Source organism: Paractinoplanes pyxinae (genome assembly GCF_026626335.1).
In the GTDB taxonomy this organism is placed as follows: Bacteria; Actinomycetota; Actinomycetes; order Mycobacteriales; family Micromonosporaceae; genus Actinoplanes; species Actinoplanes pyxinae.
On the sequence record NZ_JAPNTZ010000006.1, the window covers coordinates 201743 to 221039 of the forward strand.

Annotated in this window: 23 protein-coding genes; 13 read left to right on the plus strand and 10 right to left on the minus strand. The window is 69.6% G+C overall.

Annotation, left to right across the window (positions count from 1 at the left end):
• The first annotated feature begins 23 nt into the window (after positions 1-23).
• The 3 genes from OWR29_RS18120 (at position 24) to OWR29_RS18130 (ending at position 1368) form a co-directional block, all read left to right on the plus strand.
• Positions 24-545 carry a hypothetical protein gene (locus OWR29_RS18120; RefSeq protein WP_267564076.1) on the plus strand — a complete coding sequence of 174 codons (522 nt, stop codon included), beginning with the start codon at positions 24-26 and terminating at the stop codon, positions 543-545.
• Positions 545-934 carry a VOC family protein gene (locus tag OWR29_RS18125; protein ID WP_267564077.1) on the plus strand — a complete coding sequence of 130 codons (390 nt, stop codon included), beginning with the start codon at positions 545-547 and terminating at the stop codon, positions 932-934. Before OWR29_RS18120 ends, OWR29_RS18125 begins: the two co-directional genes overlap by 1 nt.
• A gap of 65 nt (positions 935-999) precedes the next feature.
• A complete protein-coding gene (locus OWR29_RS18130; RefSeq protein WP_267564078.1) occupies positions 1000-1368 on the plus strand; it encodes a hypothetical protein in 369 nt (122 codons plus the stop codon).
• Here OWR29_RS18130 and OWR29_RS18135 read toward each other — a convergent pair.
• Entirely contained in the window at positions 1249-1857 is a 609-nt protein-coding gene (locus tag OWR29_RS18135) for a DUF4386 domain-containing protein (protein ID WP_267564435.1), read from the minus strand. The genes OWR29_RS18130 and OWR29_RS18135 overlap by 120 nt on opposite strands.
• Positions 1858-2072: 215 nt before the next feature.
• Here OWR29_RS18135 and OWR29_RS18140 point away from each other — a divergent pair, with 215 nt between their 5' ends.
• Complete coding sequence (locus tag OWR29_RS18140; RefSeq protein ID WP_438872611.1) at positions 2073-2648, plus strand: helix-turn-helix domain-containing protein; 576 nt, start codon at positions 2073-2075, stop codon at positions 2646-2648.
• Positions 2649-2652: 4 nt separating this feature from the next.
• Here the strand turns inward: OWR29_RS18140 and OWR29_RS18145 are convergent, their stop codons facing one another.
• Positions 2653-3153, minus strand: a complete 501-nt coding sequence (locus tag OWR29_RS18145) for a DUF4265 domain-containing protein (RefSeq protein WP_267564080.1) — start codon at positions 3151-3153, stop codon at positions 2653-2655.
• Position 3154: 1 nt separating this feature from the next.
• Here OWR29_RS18145 and OWR29_RS18150 point away from each other — a divergent pair, with 1 nt between their 5' ends.
• Positions 3155-3406: a hypothetical protein gene (locus tag OWR29_RS18150; protein ID WP_267564436.1), complete on the plus strand. Its 252-nt coding sequence runs from the start codon at positions 3155-3157 to the stop codon at positions 3404-3406.
• Here the strand turns inward: OWR29_RS18150 and OWR29_RS18155 are convergent, their stop codons facing one another.
• Positions 3407-4120, minus strand: a complete 714-nt coding sequence (locus OWR29_RS18155) for an SIMPL domain-containing protein (protein ID WP_267564081.1) — start codon at positions 4118-4120, stop codon at positions 3407-3409.
• Between the two features lie 116 nt (positions 4121-4236).
• On the opposite strand from OWR29_RS18155, the gene OWR29_RS18160 reads away from it, so the two are divergent.
• Entirely contained in the window at positions 4237-4488 is a 252-nt protein-coding gene (locus OWR29_RS18160) for a sigma factor-like helix-turn-helix DNA-binding protein (RefSeq protein WP_267564082.1), read from the plus strand.
• A gap of 22 nt (positions 4489-4510) precedes the next feature.
• On the opposite strand, the gene OWR29_RS18165 is transcribed toward OWR29_RS18160, so the two are convergent.
• Positions 4511-5707 (minus strand): amidohydrolase, encoded by a 1197-nt coding sequence (locus OWR29_RS18165; RefSeq protein WP_267564083.1) that lies wholly within the window; start codon positions 5705-5707, stop codon positions 4511-4513.
• 44 nt (positions 5708-5751) lie between these two features.
• Between OWR29_RS18165 and OWR29_RS18170 the strand changes: the two genes are divergently transcribed.
• Together OWR29_RS18170 and OWR29_RS18175 are read left to right on the plus strand one after the other, a co-directional pair.
• Positions 5752-6927, plus strand: coding sequence for an alpha-amylase family protein (locus OWR29_RS18170; protein ID WP_267564084.1), 1176 nt, complete (start codon positions 5752-5754; stop codon positions 6925-6927).
• Positions 6928-6983: 56 nt separating this feature from the next.
• Positions 6984-7568 (plus strand): DUF1684 domain-containing protein, encoded by a 585-nt coding sequence (locus tag OWR29_RS18175; RefSeq protein ID WP_267564085.1) that lies wholly within the window; start codon positions 6984-6986, stop codon positions 7566-7568.
• Here OWR29_RS18175 and OWR29_RS18180 read toward each other — a convergent pair.
• A complete protein-coding gene (locus OWR29_RS18180) occupies positions 7537-8172 on the minus strand; it encodes an adenosylcobinamide amidohydrolase (RefSeq protein WP_267564437.1) in 636 nt (211 codons plus the stop codon). The two genes, OWR29_RS18175 and OWR29_RS18180, sit on opposite strands and share 32 nt — an antisense overlap.
• On the minus strand, positions 8168-8716 hold the full coding sequence (locus OWR29_RS18185) for a GNAT family N-acetyltransferase (RefSeq protein WP_267564086.1): 549 nt from the start codon (positions 8714-8716) through the stop codon (positions 8168-8170). The genes OWR29_RS18180 and OWR29_RS18185 overlap by 5 nt, the downstream gene beginning before the upstream one ends.
• Positions 8717-8814: 98 nt before the next feature.
• Between OWR29_RS18185 and OWR29_RS18190 the strand changes: the two genes are divergently transcribed.
• The gene (locus OWR29_RS18190; RefSeq protein WP_267564087.1) at positions 8815-9840 is read left to right on the plus strand and encodes a hypothetical protein; all 1026 of its coding nucleotides are present in this window, start codon (positions 8815-8817) and stop codon (positions 9838-9840) included.
• Between the two features lie 68 nt (positions 9841-9908).
• Here the strand turns inward: OWR29_RS18190 and OWR29_RS18195 are convergent, their stop codons facing one another.
• Complete coding sequence (locus OWR29_RS18195; RefSeq protein WP_267564088.1) at positions 9909-10640, minus strand: siderophore-interacting protein; 732 nt, start codon at positions 10638-10640, stop codon at positions 9909-9911.
• Positions 10641-10705: 65 nt separating this feature from the next.
• Here OWR29_RS18195 and OWR29_RS18200 point away from each other — a divergent pair, with 65 nt between their 5' ends.
• Together OWR29_RS18200 and OWR29_RS18205 are read left to right on the plus strand one after the other, a co-directional pair.
• The gene (locus OWR29_RS18200; RefSeq protein WP_267564089.1) at positions 10706-11113 is read left to right on the plus strand and encodes a hypothetical protein; all 408 of its coding nucleotides are present in this window, start codon (positions 10706-10708) and stop codon (positions 11111-11113) included.
• 8 nt (positions 11114-11121) lie between these two features.
• Entirely contained in the window at positions 11122-11985 is an 864-nt protein-coding gene (locus OWR29_RS18205) for a dienelactone hydrolase family protein (RefSeq protein WP_267564090.1), read from the plus strand.
• Here OWR29_RS18205 and OWR29_RS18210 read toward each other — a convergent pair.
• The 3 genes from OWR29_RS18210 to OWR29_RS18220 all read right to left on the minus strand — a co-directional run bounded on the left by OWR29_RS18210 (position 11971) and on the right by OWR29_RS18220 (position 16836).
• Entirely contained in the window at positions 11971-12735 is a 765-nt protein-coding gene (locus OWR29_RS18210) for a discoidin domain-containing protein (protein WP_267564091.1), read from the minus strand. The two genes, OWR29_RS18205 and OWR29_RS18210, sit on opposite strands and share 15 nt — an antisense overlap.
• 180 nt (positions 12736-12915) lie before the next feature.
• Positions 12916-14571, minus strand: coding sequence for a sulfatase-like hydrolase/transferase (locus OWR29_RS18215; protein ID WP_267564092.1), 1656 nt, complete (start codon positions 14569-14571; stop codon positions 12916-12918).
• Positions 14572-14634: 63 nt separating this feature from the next.
• Positions 14635-16836 (minus strand): putative bifunctional diguanylate cyclase/phosphodiesterase, encoded by a 2202-nt coding sequence (locus OWR29_RS18220; RefSeq protein ID WP_267564093.1) that lies wholly within the window; start codon positions 16834-16836, stop codon positions 14635-14637.
• 129 nt (positions 16837-16965) lie between these two features.
• On the opposite strand from OWR29_RS18220, the gene OWR29_RS18225 reads away from it, so the two are divergent.
• Together OWR29_RS18225 and OWR29_RS18230 are read left to right on the plus strand one after the other, a co-directional pair.
• Positions 16966-17556, plus strand: coding sequence for a TetR/AcrR family transcriptional regulator (locus tag OWR29_RS18225; protein ID WP_267564094.1), 591 nt, complete (start codon positions 16966-16968; stop codon positions 17554-17556).
• Positions 17556-19292: an ABC transporter ATP-binding protein gene (locus tag OWR29_RS18230; protein ID WP_267564095.1), complete on the plus strand. Its 1737-nt coding sequence runs from the start codon at positions 17556-17558 to the stop codon at positions 19290-19292. The genes OWR29_RS18225 and OWR29_RS18230 overlap by 1 nt, the downstream gene beginning before the upstream one ends.
• The last annotated feature ends 5 nt before the right edge of the window (positions 19293-19297 follow it).

The window sequence follows — 19297 nt, forward strand, 5'->3', positions numbered from 1 at the left end:
CGTGGCGGGCGCACCATGCAGGCATGTCGATCGATGCGACGACGAAACAACCGGCGGCCGGCCGTTTGATCATCGCCCTCGCGGTGGTGCTGGTCATCGCCGCCGGGCTGGCCGTGTGGTTGTGGCCACGCCCGGGCAATCCGCGGACCGAGAGAGCTCTGCGCAGTGTCCTGGCCATCGGCGGCCCAGCCGGTTGGGCGAGCACCGAGCCCGTCTCTCTGCTGCCCCAAGACGGCCAGACCGGGAAAACCGAGAGCCGCCAGGGCGTCCTGGTCGGCATCCTGCCCGGCGACGCCGGCTTCACCGCGACCTGGACGACCACGGTGGACCAACCGGCGGCGTGCGACACGCTGGCCGACTGGGCGGTGCGTGTGGTGCAGCACCCGGCACGCGATGAGGTGCGCGACTCGTGCCGGGCCGCCGGCAACGGCCTCTTCGCCAGCTACGGCACGCCGGTGAGCGGAGGCCGCAAGATGTTCTACGCCGCCGCCGACAACGGCGTTCTCACCGCCGGCGTGGCCTACCGCTCTGAGAACATCGGTTGATGACCTCGTACGTCTCGCACACCACGATCGACTGCGCCGACGCCTACGCCCTGTCCCGCTGGTGGCAGGCAGTCCTCGACTATCACGAAGACCCGGCCGACCCGAACGAGCCCGGCCACGAGGAATGCATGATCTACTCCCCCGACGGCGGCCACCGCCTGCTGTTCATCGAGGTGCCCGACACCAAACAGGTCAAGAACCGCATCCACCTCGACCTGCGTCCGGCCGAGGGCACCCGCGACGAGGAACTGGCTCGCCTGATCGACCACGGCGCCACCGTCGTGGCCGACCGCCGCGAGCCCGGCGGCGCCGGCTGGGTGGTGCTGGCCGACCCTGAGGGCAACGAATTCTGCATCCTGCGCAGCGACGCCGAACGCGCCGCGGCTTGATACCGAGCGGGTGACCGCGGCCCGACCCGCCTCCGGCCGCGGCGTTAGCTTCCTACCGTCATCGCATGATCAATCCGGGCACCGCACCGATCGAAGGCGCCCGGCTCGACCTGGCCGAGGCCAACCTCGAGGTCTTCCTGACCGAGGTGAGCCGGCGCGCCGCCGAGATGGACGAGGTTCCGGTACGCCGCCGGGTCGCCCACCTGGCCGGCGATCCGGTGCGCGACCCGCAGGCCGACCGCGACGGCCGCTTCGGCTGGGACCTGCCCCTGTCCGACGGCCGGGTGGTCCGCCTGCTGATGCCCGGGGCCGACCTAGCCGCGCTCCGCGACGACATCACGGCCCAGGCCCCGTGCCTCTACGTCAACGGCATCGCCTGCTGGTGGACCGGCGCCGTCGACTCCGTGGCCGGCGAGGGCCTGACCCTGCGCTGAGAAGCCCTTCACGACCAGGCGGACGCCCAGCGAGAACTCCCACACGGCAATCGGCAGAGCCGCGATGGCCACCACCGGCGACATCCGATCCCAGGCGCCGAACAGGACCCCGCCCACGGACGCGGCCACCAGCGGCGCCGCGATCAGCCCCAGCACGGGAAGAACCCGCGGAACGAGCCGGGTCTGGTAGAGCAGCGAACCGAGCAGCACCGCGCTGACGGCCGGAATGAGGCCCTGGCTGACGATGAAAACGGAATCGTAGAAGGCGATCAGGGCCTGCCCGGCACCATCGGTCCCGGTGCCGTTCCGCCGCAGGGTCAGCAAAGTCAGCAGCCCGGCGACGCCGATCAGAATGCCGCCCGCCTCCACAGTCCGGGCGGCGACGAACCCCAGCGCGCGAGCCGGGCTGCGCCTTTTGAGAACCGGGTAGAGCACGACCGCCGTGCCGACGCAGGCAAGCGCCACGACGACTTCCAGGATACCGCCGATGACGACAGAGCCGTCCGGATGGGTGCCCCGACGTAACCGGTGTCGTGGACCGGCCCGTACAGGGAAAGGGTGGGAATCGAGACAAAGGACAGCAGGTAGAAGACGCCGGCCAGGCGAGCGGTCTTCCTCAGGTCGATGGTTGTCATGGCTTCAGGCTGAGCGCGGGAAAGGCCCGGGCCAACGAACGTTGCCGTTTCCCGGGAAACCGGAGTGGGATGAGCCTCGTGAGGGACGCCATCGCCGCCGCGCTCGACCAGGTCGGGCCGCGACTGCGACACCTGCGCGCGCGGCGCGGGATCACGCTGGCCGCCCTCGAAAAGACCACCGGCATCTCGAAAAGCACCCTGTCACGCCTCGAGAACGGCCGGCGTCGGCCCACTCTGGAATTGCTGCTTGCGCTTTCCCTCGCGTACGGCGTCCCCCTCGACGATCTCGTCGGCGCCCCCGAGGTCGGCGATCCGCGGATCCGCCTCAAACCGGGCCGGGTCAAAGGAAGAACGGTCATCCCGCTGACCCGCGCCCCGGACGGCATGCAGGCGTGGAAAATCGTCATCCCGGCCGACCTGACCGACCCGCACCTCCGCGCCCACGACGGCCACGAGTGGATCTACGTTCTGTCCGGCCACATGCGCCTGATCCTCGACGGCAAGGACTGGACCCTCAACCCCGGCGAGGTGGCCGACTTCGACACCAGCCACCCCCACTGGTTCGGCAGCACCGGCGACGAGCCCACCGAGATCCTCAGCATCTTCGCCCGCCCCGGCGAACACATGACCATCCGAACCGGCTAGCGGCTTACGCATCCCACCAGCGGTCGCTTCCACAGCCCACTTCGGAATGCCACCAGCCGCCGGCCTGCCCCTCGGCGAGAAGCCGCTTGATCCCGGCGAAGTCGGCGTCGGCGGGTACGTCGAACGCCACGAGCGGGAATTCCGGTCCGAAGGTTTCGCCGCCCAGGCCGATGCGTGCGTGCACCTCCGCGGCGCTTCGGCCCAGAGGACCGGACGGGATCGGCAGCACCCGAATCACGCAGTGGCCGGAGGGTCGCACCCTTTCCAGGGCCCAATGCCGGCCCTCGGCGTCGGTCCGGAAGCGGACGACGTCCCCTTGCGCGATGCCGTCCTGCAGGAACGGCACGTTGTCGATGCGGGCCGTGTCCGGGCTGGTGCCCGTTGCCCACAAACCCTCAGTGTCATAGGGCAGGTAGCCCGGCCGCGGCACGAACTTGAACCAAATCTTGATGGCGGCGCCATCCGGTTGCACATGAACGTCGGGCGCAGGGGTCACGTCGGACATGATGGCTTACGTGAGCGACTTCTGGGATGAGGAATTCTCGCCGTCGGCCGGTGCCCTGAACACGTTGCGGTGGGCGCGGAACATGGGGGCGGAGACGTTGGGCGAGGCGTACGACATGCTCGAGCAGTTCGAGCTGAGCAACGACGTGCCCGAGGTGCTTGGGGAGGACGACACGGTCGAGGCCGTGCGCGAGGAGTTCGAGCACGGCCTCGAAACCGTCGGGCCGGACGCCGACCTGACGAGTCTGCTTTAGCTACTTGGGGTCGAGGGCCCACTCCACCGTGACGGTGACCGTGAGCTGCTGGCGGCCCGGCTCCAGCGGGACCGGGGCGTCGGCGGCGGCGAAGCGGTCCTGGCCGGCGGCCGCGCCGCCCCAGTACGTCGGGTTGGACTCGTTCACCTTGACGACGCGGCCGAGCGGGCGGCCGGCCTCGCGGGCGTAGAGCTCGGCCTTGGCGCGGGCGTCGGCGAACGCCTTCTTGCGGGCCTCGGCGAGCAGCGCGGTGTCGTTCTCGATGGCGAACGACACGCCGTTGAGCCGGGCCGCGTCGCCGCCGGCGGTGACGGCGGCCGAGATGAGCGCGCCGCCCTGCGCCAGCTTCCGGATCTTCGCGGTGAGGCCCTGGGTGACGGTGTAGCCGGTGATGGCGCCGTCGTCCTTGCGGGTCGAACTGATGGTGACGTTGGACGTCTGCAGGTCGGCCTTGGCCACCCCGCCCTTGACGAGCGAGTCGCGCATGCGGGCGCCGGCCGCGTTGGCGACCTTCAGGGCCGCGCCGACCGTGGGCGCGCTGGTCTCGACGCCGAAGCTGGCGTCGAGCCGGTCGGGCCGGCCGAACACCACGCCTTGGCCGCTGACCTGCACGCTCTCCCGCGACACGTCGTCGGAGGCGAACGCCGGGCGGCTCCCGGCGGCCACTGACGAGAGGAGGACAAGTGCCGCCAGCACTGTGGAACGCATCTTCATGAGATTCAGGCTATATGTGACATTTAGGATCGACGCCGTGGCCCGCCGGTAACGGGCCGACTACGCCGCAGATGCTCACTGGAGTTGGCCCGCCTTGGTGACCCAGAGTGGCAGTCATGCCGATCAAACAAGCCGCCCCTCCGGCCGATCAGCTGCTCCGCGCCCTTTCCCCCCACCACCGCGACATCCTGGTCGCCACGTACTTCCGCCGCCGCACCACCCGCGAGGCCGCCCAGCAGCTCGGAATCCCCCACGACACCGTCAGAACCCAGCTCTACCAAGCGATGCGCGAACTGACGGGCCTGCTCAGCGCCACCCGGCCATGGCAAAGCCCATCTGCGCAGGCGCCACTGCACCGACGCCGCTGAGGCACCCCACTTGCGCTCCCGGTCAGGTGAGCCATTCGCGGGCGGCGGCGGTCAGCGTGGCCACGCCGGTGGTGATGGTGGGGTCGGGGACGGGGTGGTAGTGCGGGGAATGGTTGGACGGGATCCTCGCGGCCACCTCCAGGAAGTCCTCGATGGTGGCGGCGCCCGCGTAGAGGGCGGGATCGGCCCCGCCCAGCAGCCAGTACGTGATGGGGGCACCGGTGGCGGTGGCCAGCACCTGGACGTCCTCGCTGCTCGGCAGCTGGCCCGGGTTCAGCACTCGGGCCGCTCCGACCACCGACTCCAGCGCGGGACGGGTGCGTTCGGCGGCGGCCACGTCGTTGGTCAGCGTGGGCGCGGATTCCTCGATCACGATTGCCGGGTCGCGGGGTGCGCCGGCGGCGGCGGCCTCGGCGACGACTATCCGATTGATGGCGGCCAGCACGCGGTCGCGCACCTTGGGGTCGTACGTGCGGATGTTGAGCAGCAGGGTGGCGGTGTCCGGAATGATGTTGTGTTTCGTACCGGCCTGGACCGCTCCGACGGTGACCACCGCTGTTTCGTTCGACGAGACCTCGCGGGAGACGATCGTCTGCAGCCGCAGCACCGTGGCGGCGGCTATCACCACGGGGTCGACCGTGGTTTCCGGCCTCGAGCCGTGGCCCCCGCTGCCGTGGATGGTGATGCGCAACGAGTCGGACGCGGCCCACATCGGGCCCGGCGTCAGGCCGATGCTGCCCGCCGGCAGCGGCGCCACGTGCTGGCCGAGCACGATGCCGGGCCGGGGCACGCGGTCGGCCAGGCCGTCGTCGACCATGGCCTGCGCGCCCTTGGCCAGCTCCTCGGCCGGTTGGAAGACCGTGACCACCGTGCCGTGCCAGTCGGTGGCCGAGGCCAGTTCGGCGGCCGCGCCCATCAGCCAGGTGACGTGCATGTCGTGGCCGCAGGCGTGCGACACCCCGTCGACCGTACTGGCGTAGGGCAGGCCGGTCTCTTCGGTGACGGGCAGCGCGTCCATGTCGGCGCGCAGCCAAACGACCGGGCCGTCGCCGCGACGCAACACCCCGGCCACGCCGGTTCCGCCGATGCCCTCGATTACTTCGTACGCGCAATCGCGCAGCCACCCCGCCGCGACCCCAGCCGTCCGATGTTCCTGGAACGAAAGTTCGGGGTGCCGGTGCAGATCCTCGTAGACGTTCCGCAGCCTCGCCGAGTCCATGGTCCGGACGTTACGCGGACCCGGGCCGGGGGCATAGTGAGCGGATGCGCGAGTGGGTCGACCATGTGATCTGGTGGCACGTCTATCCGCTGGGGTTCGGGGGCGGGGTGCGGCGGCTCACCGGCTGGCTCGACTACGCGGTCGAACTGGGGGTCAACGGGCTGCAGCTGGGGCCGATCTTCGCCTCGGAGACGCACGGCTACGACACCACCGACCACTTCCGGATCGATCCGCGGCTGGGCGACGACGCCGACTTCGACGCGCTCATCGCCGCCTGCCAGGAGCGCGGGCTGCAGGTCATGCTGGACGGCGTCTTCAACCATGTCGGGCGCAGTTTCCAGGCGCCCGAGCACTGGTTCAAGCTGACGCCGTCGGGCGAGCGGGCGGTCTTCGAGGGGCACGGCTCTCTGGTCGAGCTGAACCACGACGAACCCGAAGTGCTCGATTACGTCGTACGCGTAATGGACCATTGGCTCGGCCGGGGCGCCACGGCGTGGCGGCTCGACGTCGCCTACGGGGTGCCGCCCGCCTTCTGGAAGGCCGCCGTGGATCGGGTGCGCCAGAACCGGCCCGAGGCCTGGTTCACCGGCGAGATCATCCAGGGCGACTACGTGACGTTCCTGCGCGAGAGCGGGCTCGACTCGATCACCCAGTACGAGTTGTGGAAGGCCATCTGGAGCAGCCTCAACGACGGCAACTTCTACGAGCTGGCGTGGGCCCTCAAGCGCAACAACGAGGTGCTCGAGGCCGGGCTGCCGCTCACCTTCGTCGGCAACCACGACGTCACCCGGATCGCCAGCAAGCTCACCGACGAGCGGCACCTCGGGCACGCGCTGGCCGTGCTGTTCACCGTCGGCGGCGTGCCGAGCATCTACTACGGCGACGAGCAGAGCTTCCAGGGCGTCAAGGAGGACCGGGAAGGTGGCGACGACGCCGTGCGGCCCGCCTTCCCCGAGTCTCGCGACAGCCTGGCCCCGTACGGCTGGCCGACTTTCCACCTGCACCAGCGGCTCATCAGCGTCCGGCGGCGGCACCCGTGGCTCGTCCGGGCCCGCACGACGGCCGAGCAGCTGACCAACACGGCGGTCGCTCTCGTGTCGGCGGACGGCGACTGCCGCCTCGTCACGCTGCTGAACGTGGGCGACGAGCCGCAGCGCTTCGTGGTCGACGGGTCGGAGATCGAGGTGCCGGGGCACGAATGGCGGATCGCGGGAGAATGATGCGTGAGGCATTCATCACGCCGCGCAACGCATGATCGCCGCCTAGATTGACAGGCATGCAGGCACTCGAGCTGACCGACTACCGCGCCACGGTCGCGCGGATGTACCTGGCCGACACGAGCCTCGAGGAGTTCCGCGCCGAACGCGACAAACTGTTCGGCACCCACCCGCAGTCGGCGATTCCGGAAGACGAGCGGGCGGCCTTCACCGGCCTGAACTACCTGCCGCGCAACGACGAGTTCATCGTCGAGGCCGATGTGCGTACGGCGTCCGGCTCGATCGACATCGACACCGGCGGTCCCGACGGGGTCGTGCACTACAACCGGGCCGGCGTCATCGAGTCGCCGTTCGGTGAGCTGTCGCTGTGGTGGATCGAGGCCTACGGCGGCGGGCTGTTCGTGCCGGTGCGCGACGCGACCTGCGGCAAGGGCGCCTACGGCGGTGGGCGCTACCTCACCGACACGGTCAAGGGCACCTTCGGGCGCGGGCTGCAGATCCTGTCCGACACCCGGGTCCGGCTCGACTTCAACTACCTCTACAACCCGTCCTGCGCCTACAACGACGCCTACCTGTGCCCTTTGGCCCCGCCGGAGAACACGATCACGGCCGCTATCGAGGCTGGGGAGCTGACCTACCACTGAGCACCGCCTGGTGGGCCGCGCGCGCCAGCCGGGCGCCCCAGGTCGAGCGCGGTCCGGCGTATTCCTCTTCATTCTCTAGAAATGGACAGAGCACGCAGACGGCGTCGGTCGGTGTGCCGGTCGCATCCCAGCCGAGGTCGCGGATCGCCTGCGCCTTGGCCTCGGTGATCGTGGCCACGGCGTTGACCAGGGCGCCCGCGCTGAGCCGAACCGGCACCCAGGCGACGACATTGACCGTTCCCACGTACGGTGTGATGGTCTCGGCCGGGGCGGCTGCCCGGATCGGCACGCCCAGACCGACCGTCGCCCACAGCCGCACACCGGTGTCCTGCGTGGCGACGACCTCGGACACGTCGACGCCGGTGAGCAGGCCGACGCCGGGTCCGCTCAGTCCGAGCCCGGCCGCGATGCCGGCCAGGTGATCGGCGGGATCGTCACGGTCGTACGACATGGGAACGGTGCCGTTGATCACCCAGCCGCACGGGCCGATGCCGCCGCCGAGCACGGCCGACGAGATGGCCAGCACCGGCTCGGGCAGCCGCCACACCAGCACCGGCTCGTCGCGGCCGTTCTCGGTGCGGTGAGTGAGAGCGGGCCCGTTAATTCGGGTACGCCCATTCGGGCGCGAGGACGGCCCAGACCTCACTGTCGTGGCGCACACCCTGCCACGGGAAGTTGCTGCGCAGCGTGCCCTCGTGCTTCATGCCGAGCCGGCGGGCCACGTTCGAACTGGCCACGTTGTCGGGACGGCAGTGCCACTCGACCCGCTGGATGCCGCGCTCGGTGAACAGCCAGTCGATCAGCCGGCCGGCCGCCTTGGTGATCAGCCCCCGGCCGGTGCCCGCCTCTTCGAGCCAGCAGCCAACTTCACAAGCGTCGGCGTACGTGTCCCATCGGAACGCCATCACGCCGCCGACCAGAACGTCGTCGAGCCAGATGCCGAGAATCCGGCCTTCGCCGCGCGCCTGCATGTCCGCGTACTGCTGAAGGGTTTTCGTCGCCGTCTCGAGCGTCGTGCTGCGGCTGGCCCAGGCGATCCACGGGTCGACGAACGACCGCGCCCGGTCCATGTGCGCCAGGAATTCCTCGGCCTGCCACGGCTCCAACGGACGGAGTTCGGCGCCCCCGCCTAGATCAACCTTGAACACAGGCACCAGCCTATCCGCCGCGTACCGGAAATTTTGTCTTCGCCTCTCGTCCATCCACCCCCCTTAGATTTACGATCATCAATCTCTGGGAGGTAGGCATGGGCATTGGTCGCGTGATCGCGTCCGTCGGGGCCGGGATGCTGGTGGCAGCCGGGTTGGCGGCGCCGGCACACGCCGCACCGGGCCGGGCCGAGCTGGCGCTGCGCTGGGCGCCGATCCATTACCAGGACGTGGACGCCACCGGCAGCCACGCGCTGGGCGGCAAGAGCGACTTCATTACCCGCTACGACTTCGACGGCAATCTGAACGGGCGCGACAACTGGGACAACACCGGGAAGAACACTGCCGCCGCGGTGTACTACTCGGTGCTCGAGACCAGCAGCCACTACTACCTGACCTACTTCTTCTTCCACCCGCGCGACTGGATCGACCACCCGTTCTTCGAGACCGAGCACGAGAACGACGGCGAGGGCGTGCTCGAGATCGTCGAGAAGGACGGATCCGACTACGGCAAGCTGAAGGCGGCGGTCACCGTCGCGCACAGCGACTTCTACTCGTACGCCCCGACCGGCAGCGACTGGACCAACGGGAGCGAGACGATCGACGGCACCCTGCAGCTCAAGTCGTCGCCGCACGACTCGTTCCAGCACCCGGTGACCGCGCAGGAGCGCGGCGGGCACGGGCTCAAGGCGTGGCCGCAGTACGACATCGACGGTGACGGCATCGTCTACTACCCGTCGGCGAGCGTGTCCGAGTCGCCCAGCGGCCCCGACGACCGCGACGTGCGCTACCAGCTGATCGACATCTTCGCGGGCGGCGGCCTGTGGGCGCAGCGCAACAACACCAACCTGTTCGCCAACCTGGGCACGTTCGCCGGCGACACCACCGGCGGCTGCGGCGTCGGCACGTACTCGTGCGGCACCAACTCGGCCAACGCCCCGTGGGGCTGGGACGACGGCAACGACGTGCCCGCCCGCGGTGAGATCGCCACCGACCCGGCCAAGCTGGCGGCGTCGTACTTCAAGGTGCCGGGCACCCTGGCCCGCGCCTACACCTACAACCCCTATTCGGGCGCGGCCGCCGCCTTGAAGGCCGCCCGGAACCTTCCCCCGACGATCGACTAGGTCCCGAGTCGTTCGTCATGGCGCTCCCCGCGGCTCTGCCGGCCGCGGGGAGCGCCTCGTTCCGCTTTTTAGCCTGGGGCTGATCGGCCCTGACGCCAGTAGCCGATGAACGTGATGTCGCGCTTGGCCACGCCACGGTCGTTGACCAGATGCCTTCGTACGGACGTGGCCAGCCGTGACTCGCCGGCGACCCAGGTGTAGAAGGGCACCGACGGCAGCGTCGCTTGGCGTACGGCCTCCGGAGCCCGGTCGCCGTCGTCGCGGCTCAGCCAATGCAAGCGCGGGTCGAGGGCTCGGATGTCCGCCCTCGTCGCCACCTCGACATAGACGTCAGTGGGCAATTGCGTGCCGTCCAAGATGGACAGGATGGCGGGCAGTGCGGTTTCGTCGCCGACCAGCAGTTGCGCTTCCGCATGCTCGGGCCGCCGGTAGGTGGTGCCCATGTCGAAGAGGCCGGCCTGATCGCCCGGCTCGACACCGCGTACCCACGACGACATGGGCGAGTCGCCGTGCACCGCGAATTCGATGTCCACCTCGTCGTCGGCCGGCCGCACCCGCCGGATCGTCAGGTTGCGCACCCACGGGCGGGTCGCCCTGGGCATCAGCAGCACCTGGGCCATCCACGCCTCGGACGAGGCCGTCGGCATCCGCAACGCCGTCTGCCCGGCCCGCGGGAAGAACAGCCGCACGGCCTGGTCGGCCCCGGCCACCACGAGATCCCGGACGCCCGGACCGCCGAACGTCACGCTCACGAAGCCCGGCGACAGCACCTCGCGCCGGCGCACCTCCAATGTGATCATCCTGCGCGTGGCCGGAAGCTTGACGCGCGGGATCACTCCCGAACAAGGACGCCATCCTCGCCGCGTTGCTCGTACAGCACATCGACCGCGGCACGTTGGCGCAGGCCGACCAGCTCGACCTCTCCCCCGGCAGCCTGCGCCAGCTGGTGCGAGCCCTGGTCCGCGACGCCATCGACAACCACGACGACGACCCGCAGCTGCTCCGCATCATGATCGAACAGGCCCCGATGTCGCGGGAACTGCTCGACACGATCGACCGCCACGAACGAACCCGCGTCGCCCAGGTCCGCGACCTGCTGGCCCGCCACCCCGACGTCACCGTCCGAGACCTCACCACCGCCGCCGAGCTGATCACCTTCACGATCGAGATGAACACCCACAAGCACATGGCCGACCCCCGCACGATTCCCGCCGGGACCCTGGAAAGCGAACTGGTAGACATGGTCACCCGCTACCTCCGCGGCAACCCCTGAGGAGACGCATGCCGATCACCGGCTTTCTGGGACCCGCCCCGGCGAAGGTCGCCCTCGCGGCGGAACGGCTCGAGCGGGTCGACTGCGGCCGCTACACCCGCGAGAAAGTCAGATACTCCGTCGGCGAGAACGAGCGCGTTTCGGCGTACGTCTGCATTCCCCACGATCTCGCCGGGCCGGCGCCGGTCGTGTTCTGTCATCACCAGCACGCCTCGCGTTTCGACCTCGGCAAGAGCGAGGTCGTCGGGCTGGCCGGTGACCCCGATCAGGCGTACGCGGCCGAACTGGCCGAGCGCGGGTTCGTCACCATCGCCCCCGACGCGATCGGCTTCGAGGAGCGCAACTGGAGTCCGGACGGCAAGTCCAACGTCTCGTGGTTCGAGCTCTCCACCCGTCTTGTGCACGGCCGGACCCTGCTCGCGTCCTGCCTGCACGACGTGTCGACCGCTTTGGACTACGTGACCTCGCGGCCCGAGGCCGACCCGCGCCGGATCGGCTTCCTCGGGCACTCGTACGGGGGCCGGATGGCGTTGTGGGCGCCGGCCTACGACCCGCGGATCATCGCCTCGGTCTCGAACTGCGGCTGCATCCCGTTCCGGCGCTCCTACTCGCACGACACCGGTCTGCAGGCCGAGTTCGTCCTGCCGGGCTTCGCCGTCGAGCACGATCTGGAGGACGTCATCGCCTCTTATGACGGGACAGCGTTGCTCATCTCGGCCGGCGCCACCGACAAGTGGAGCCGCGGGGCCGAGGAACTGGTCGCGGCCAGCCGGGGCGTCGAATTGGCCATGTACGACGCCGGCCATGTCTTCACCGCGGCAATGCGGGAGCGGGCCTACCAGTTCCTCGGCGAGCGCCTAGCGGATTTCTAGTTCGTACAGGGAGAAGCCGTACTGGTTGGAGCGCTTCGTGCCGTACATGCGGACGTAGCGCGCGGTCGTGCCGCCGGTGTCGACGCGGACTGTGCCGCCCGCGCCCGCCGTGGTGGAGAAGACCGTCCGCCACTTCCGGCCGTCCAGGGAGACGTCGACGCGGTAGGCGATGGCGTACGCGTGTTCCCAGACCAGCGTGACCTCGCTGACCACCCGGCGGGAACCGAGGTCCGCTCGCAGCCACTGGGGTTCGGCGAAGCCGCTCGACCAGCGGGACTCGGGATCGCCGTCGGCGGCGTCGCCGGGCGGCCAGGGCGGGCCCTCGCTGCTGCTGGCGGTCAGCGTGCTGGTCAACGCCAGGTTGGCCCGGGACGGGTTCGCGCGGGAGGTGATCGGCGGCGACGTCCTCACCGAAGGTGACCGCGACGGCACACGACTGGCCGACGCAACGGGGGCTACGGCCACCGGCCGCGACGCGCCGGACGAAACCGCCGGCGCCGGGTCGGCGCCGGCCACTGTCTCGGTCGGAATCGCCACCGGAGGGACGCCCCGGTCGGGGATCGTCGCGTCCGTGGTGGCCCGGTAGGCGACCATCAGGCCGCCCGCCGCGGCCAGGGTGACGACCGCACCCGCCGCCACCCACCAGGCCTTACGCGACTTGCGGCGGGCCGGCGGAGGTGACGGCGGCGGTGGCGATCCAGGTGGTGGCGATGCCTCGGCCGGGCGGGTGCGCGGGCGCACCGGTGGCATGTGGGTCAGCCTGAGACTGTCGGCGCGGGACGCGCGCTGACGCTCTTCCACGAGAACTCCCGTTTGTCCTTGGTGGACGCCCCCTCGCGCCACCAACGACGTATCTTGACGGAAGTTGGTTACAGAATGGAGTTGACGCACGGGTCGACGGTTGTCGATCATGCGACACCGGTCGCGGCGTCAGTGCGGTTCGCCCTGCGGGCTGTACGCGGTGAGGAACTTGTCGCGGAACTCGTTCATCGGCCACAGCGGGGCGTCCGGCGCCGGCTTGAGGCCGTCGGTCCAGCCCCAGCTGTTGATCCGGTCGAGCACCTTGGGGTCCTTGGCGACCACCGAGATGGGCACGTCCTTGGTCGCGTTCGAGCCGACCACCACGGAGGCCGGCTGGTGATCGCCCAGCAGCACGAGCACCAGGTTGTCGTCGCCGTACTCCTCGACGTACGAAATCAGGCTGTCGACCGAATAAGCGATCGATCCCGCGTACGCCTGCTTGACCTTTTTGCCGTCCGAGAAGAGCTGCTGCGCGTTGGGAGCGCCGTTGATCATCGGTCCGTAGACCTGGCCGTCGCCGATCTTGTCCCACGGCAGCATCGACGGCACCGGCGTCCACGGGGTGTGACTGCTGGTCAGCGTCACCTCGGCCAGCAGCGGCGGGCGCTTGGCCTTCCCGAACTCGTACTCGTGGACCTGCTTCATCACGAACTGGTCGGGCATGGTCGACCAGCTGAGCATGGGGCCGTTGTAGCCCAGCGTGTGCGAGTCGTAGATCTGCTGGTAGCCGTAGAACTGCCCCTCGGGCCAGGCGAACGTGACGCCGGGCTCGAACCCGACCGTGCGGAAGCCGGCTCGCTTGAAGGCCGAGGTCAGCGTGAGGCGGTCGGTGGCGACGAGGCTGCGGTAGCGGTTCTGGTTGTCGATCCACAGGCCGGACAGGAACGTCGAGTGGGCCAGCCAGCTGCCGCCGCCGAAGGTGGGCGAGGTCAGGTAGCCGCTGCGCGCCGCGAAACCCTTGGCCGCCAGCTTGCTCTGCCCGGCCTGCAGCTGGGCGAGCACCGGCTGATTGAACTCCGGGTTCTCGACCGCGTCGCGGCCGTAGCTCTCGACGAAGCCGATGATCACGTCTTTGCCGCGCAGGGCGCTCAGCAGCTGGTCGTCGGGCAGGTTCTTGAAATCGTCGTCCTGCACCTCGCGGGCGAAGTCCTTGCGGTCCTGGATGTCCTGCGGCACGGCGAGCACGGTGTCGCGGGCCAGCTCGGCCGCGCTCTGGCTGGCCACCGGGATGCCGCCGACGAGCTGGAAACTCATGACGGCCAACGTCACCCAGGCCGCCGAGAGGGTCAACACCGTTCCCCGTACGGGCCAGGGGTGGGCCGCGATCACCCGGCTGAGACGGCGGACCGAGAACGTCATCGCCACGAGGGTGACCGCCGCGAGCAGCACCGCACCGGCCGCGGCGAGCAGCGCGCCGCCCTTACCGACGGAGTCGATCAGGAAGTTGAAGCCGTCCTTGAACAGCACCCAGTCGAGCACCGGGTCGAACTGGCGGGCCAGCACGGCGTAGAAGCCGATGTCGATGACCTTGAGTACGGTCAGCACCCCGAGCACCGCCCCGAGCACGGTGGCCGCGATCCGGCGGGCCCGCCCGGGCAGGGCGAGCAGCAGGGCCACGGCCAGCAGCGCCTCGATCGGCACCCGGATCAGGGCGGTGAGCCAGAAGTTGCCTGGTGGGAGCCGGGTGATCTGGTCGGGCAGCACCAGCGCCAGGAAGACGAGCAGAGCGGCGAGGGTGGTGACCACCCCGCCGGCGATCCGGCGTACGTGCTTGTTGACCGACACAGCTGTTTCCTCACCGCAGAGTTGCACCTACCACCAGGTACACGCTGGGTGAGGGTATGCGGTTCAAGCCGAGATGGTCCTCACCCCGTCCAGCAGCGCGCGGATCTGCCGCGCGTCGGCCGGGCGGCCGAACAGGTAGCCCTGGCCGTGGTCGATGCCGAGGCGGCGCAGGGTCACCCACTGGGCGTCGGTCTCGATGCCCTCGGCCACGGTCTGCATCTTCAGCGCCTGCCCGAGGCCGGCCACGGCGTCGACCAGGGCCACGTCGTCGGCGTCGGTGTCGACGTCGTCAACGAACGTCTTGTCGATCTTGATCACGTCGACCGGGAGCTGCTTGAGGTAGCTGAGCGACGAGTACCCGGTGCCGAAATCATCAATTGCCAGCCGTACGCCCAACTCGCGCAGAGCGTGCAGGGTCCGCTTGGCCGTGTCGATGTCCTCCATCAGCATCGACTCGGTGATCTCGAGGGTCAGCGAGGCGGGGTCGAGGCCGGCATCGTCGAGAGCACCGGCGACGTCGTCGACCAGACCGGCGTACTGGAACTGCCGGGCCGAGAGGTTGACGTTGACCTTCAGACTCGCCGCGGCGGGCGACTCGGCCCGCCAGTGAGCCAGTTGCGCGCACGCCTCGCGCAGCACCCACCGGCCCAGGGGCACGATCAGGCCGTTGGCCTCGGCGGCGGCGATGAAGTGGTAGGGCCCGAGCAGGCCGTCGCGCGGGTGGTTCCAGCGCACCAGCGCCTCGACCGAGGTGACGCTCTGCGTCTGCATGTCGACCACGGGCTGGTAGAGCACGGCGAACTCGTCGTGCTCCAGCGCGTGCTCGAGGTCGATGCGCAGCTGGGCCTCCTCGAGCACCGACATGGTCATGGTCGGGTCGAAGATCGCGTAGCCGTTGCGGCCGGCCCGCTTGGCCGCGTACATGGCCAGGTCGGCGTTGCCCAGCAGCTGGTCGCCGTTGGCGTCGCCGGGGACGGAGGTGGCGATCCCGATGCTCAGCGAGCAGGTGATGTCGCGGCTGCCGAGGCGGATCGGCTCGCGGATCGTCCGGACCAGCCGCTCCGCCAGCGCGGCCGCGTCACCGGGTTCGAGGTCGCGCATGATGATCGCGAACTCGTCGCCGCCGAGACGGGCGAGCACGTCGGACGGGCGTACGTGCCGCCGCAGCCGACCGGCGATCGTGGTCAGCAGCTCGTCGCCCGCGCTGTGCCCGAGGTTGTCGTTGACCAGCTTGAAGTCGTCCAGGTCGAGCAGCAGCACGGTCACCGGGTGGTCCTCGTGGCCGGTCACCGCCTCGTCCAGCCGCTGCCGGAACAGGGCCCGGTTGGGCATGCCGGTCAGCGAGTCGGTGAAGGCCTGCTGGTGCAGCTTCTCCTCGAGCTCGCGGCGGGCGCCGATGTCGCGCAGGCTGACCACGCTGGCCTCGACGTCCGGATCGTCGACCCAGTTGGTGGCCAGGACGTCGACGTACACCCACCGGCCGTCGGCCCCGCGCAGCTGGGACTCGATGCGCAGGCTCTGGCCGAGGGGCAGGGCGTTCAGGGCGTCGAAGAACTCGTGCGCCGGCTGCACCTGCTCGTCGGTCAGCAGGTCGTCGACGCGCCGGCCGACCAGGCTCTGCCGCGAGAGGCCGAGCATCTGCGAGATCGACTCGGTGGCGTAGACGATCCGGTTGTCCGAGCTGACGGCGATCACCGCGTCGGCCGAGGCGGCCAGCAAGGTCTCGGCCCGCTGCTCGGCGTGCCGGCGACGGCTGTCCAGCGAGCGGCGGCTCTTGGCGTAGAGCGCGGTCAGGCCCACGATGCAGCACATCATGGCGACCAGCACGAGCGTGGTGCCGAGGTCGGCCCCGGCCCGGGCCGGCAGCAGCAGGGCGTACCCGCTGATCGACATGACGCCGAGGGCGATGACGAACCGGGGTGACCACAGGGCGGCCGCCGTGATCAGCAGCAGCACGACGGCGGGCACGTAGAGCATCCAGCCGTCCGGGTCGACCCAGCCGAACAGCAGCATCACCGGCATCTCGGCCAGCCACCACGCCTTCAGCCAGCGCCGGGCGCGCTCGCCGCGCACCAGGCGGGCCCAGGGCAGCGGGAAGATGGCCACCTGGGAGGCGACGGCCAGCATCACCGGAAGCAACCACCAGCGTTGTACGCCGTCCCAGCCCAGGGCTATCCGGAGGCCACCGATCGCGGTGACGACCGCCGCGATGGCCGCGCCGATGCGAAGCTGACGCGCCCAGTACTCGGCGGTGTGATCGTCCATCTCGACTGACTGCACGGGCGCACCGATCGGCGACCCGTACGGCAACCTGAGCCTTCCGCCGACATCGGCCGAGTGACCCATGACAAATGTCAGTGGATGAGTGAGTGCTCGCTCATTACAGTGGTCGCCGTGGAGAACAAGCGACGACGTGTGCCCGCGCTCGCGCCCGAGGAGCGTCGCGCGGCCCTGATCGACGCGACCATCCCGCTGCTGCACCAGCACGGGGTGGACGTCAGCACCCGGCAGATCGCCCAGGCGGCCGGCGTGGCCGAGGGCACCATCTTCGGCGTCTTCGAGACGAAGACGTCGCTGGTCGTGTGCTCGGTGATCAAGGCGCTCGACCCGGAGGGGACCGTGGCCGCCCTGGCCGCGATCGACCGGTCCCGTCCGCTGCGCGAGCGCCTGGCCGAGGCGGCCGAGCTGATACACGCCCGGTTCCTCGAGAACGCCCAGCTCATGGCGGCGGCCCGCAAGCTGGTCATCACCGGCGAGCTGCCCAAACAGCTGATCGCCAACCGCGAGATCCTGCACGCCGCGCTGACCGAGGTGATCACGGAAGGCGCTGATCAGCTACGCCGCCCACCGGCGGCGGTGGCGTCGCTGCTGCTTCTGTTCTGCGGCGCCAACACGTACGGGCCGTTCGGCGACCCGGACAACTTCAGCGGCGAAGAGACAGTCTCTCTGCTGCTCGACGGACTGCTCCGACGGGGGACCCAGTAGTGCTCATCAAACTGCTTCGTAACTACTTACGCCCGTACCGGCGGGAAATCACACTCGTCGTCCTGTTCCAGTTCCTGCAGACGCTGGCCACGCTCTACCTGCCCACGCTGTTCGCCGACATCATCGACAACGGCGTGGTCAAGGGCGACACCGGCTACGTCATGAAGATCGGCGGCTGGATGCTCGCCATCACGCTGGCCAGCATCGCGGCCCAGATTGTCGCGGTCTACTTCGGGGCCCGTACGGCGATGGCGGTGGGCCGGGACGTCCGGGCCTCGATCTTCGGTCAGGTGCAGACCTTCTCGGCCCGCGAGGTGGGTCAGTTCGGCGCCCCGTCGCTGATCACCCGGACCACCAACGACGTCCAGCAGGTGCAGATGCTGGTGCTGATGACCTTCACGCTGATGGTCTCGGCGCCGATCATGTGCGTCGGCGGCATCGTGCTGGCCCTGCGGCAGGACGTTCCGCTGTCGTCGCTGTTGCTGGTGATCGTGCCGGTGCTGGTGGCCACGGTCAGCGCGATCATCGTGCGGATGCGCCCGCTGTTCCGCACGATGCAGGTGCGCATCGACCGGGTCAACCAGGTGATGCGCGAGCAGATCAGCGGCATCCGGGTCATTCGTGCCTTCGTCCGCGACGAGCGCGAGCAGGTGCGCTACCGGGGCGCCAACGACGAGCTGACCGACGTGTCGCTCAAGGTCGGCAAGCTGATGGCCCTGATGTTCCCGACCGTCATGCTGATCGTGAACCTGTCCAGCGTCGCCGTGCTCTGGTTCGGCGGCCACCGGATCGACTCGGGCGCGATGCAGATCGGCGCGCTCACCGCGTTCCTCAGCTACCTGATGCAGATCCTCATGTCGATCATGATGGCCACCTTCATGTTCGTGATGATCCCGCGGGCCGAGGTCTGCGCCGAGCGGATCGAGGAGGTGCTGGGCACCGAGTCGAGCGTCGTCACGGCGAAGCAGCCGGTCACCGCGGTCACCGAACACGGCCGGCTCGACCTGCGCGGCGTCGGCTTCCACTACCCCGGCGCCGAGGCGGCCGTGCTCAGCGACATCGACCTGACCGCCCGGCCGGGCGAGATCACCGCGATCATCGGGAGCACCGGCAGCGGCAAGACCACGCTGCTCAACCTGGTGCCACGGCTGTTCGACGCCACGTCGGGCCAGGTTCTGGTGGACGGCATCGACGTCCGCGAGCTCGACCCGGCGCTGCTGTCGCGGCTGATCGGTCTCGTGCCCCAGCGGCCCTACCTGTTCTCGGGCACGGTCGGTTCCAATCTGCGGTACGGGAATCCGGACGCCACCGACGAGGAGCTGTGGACCGCCCTCGAGATCGCCCAGGCCCGCGATTTCGTGGAGCGCATGGAGGGCGGGCTCGACGCGCCGATCGCCCAGGGCGGCACGAATGTGTCGGGCGGCCAGCGGCAGCGGCTCGCTATCGCCCGTACGTTGGTGCACCGCCCCGAGATCTATCTGTTCGACGACTCGTTCTCGGCGCTCGACTACGCCACTGACGCCGCACTCCGGTCGGCCCTCACCGAGCACATCGCCGACGCCACCGTGGTCATCGTGGCCCAGCGGGTGAGCACCATCCGCGACGCCGACCGGATCGTGGTGCTCGACGACGGGCGGGTGGCCGGCACCGGCACCCACGCCGAGCTCATGGAAACCAACGAGACCTACCGCGAGATCGTCCTCTCGCAGCTCACTGCCCAGGAGGCTGCCGCGTGACCAGG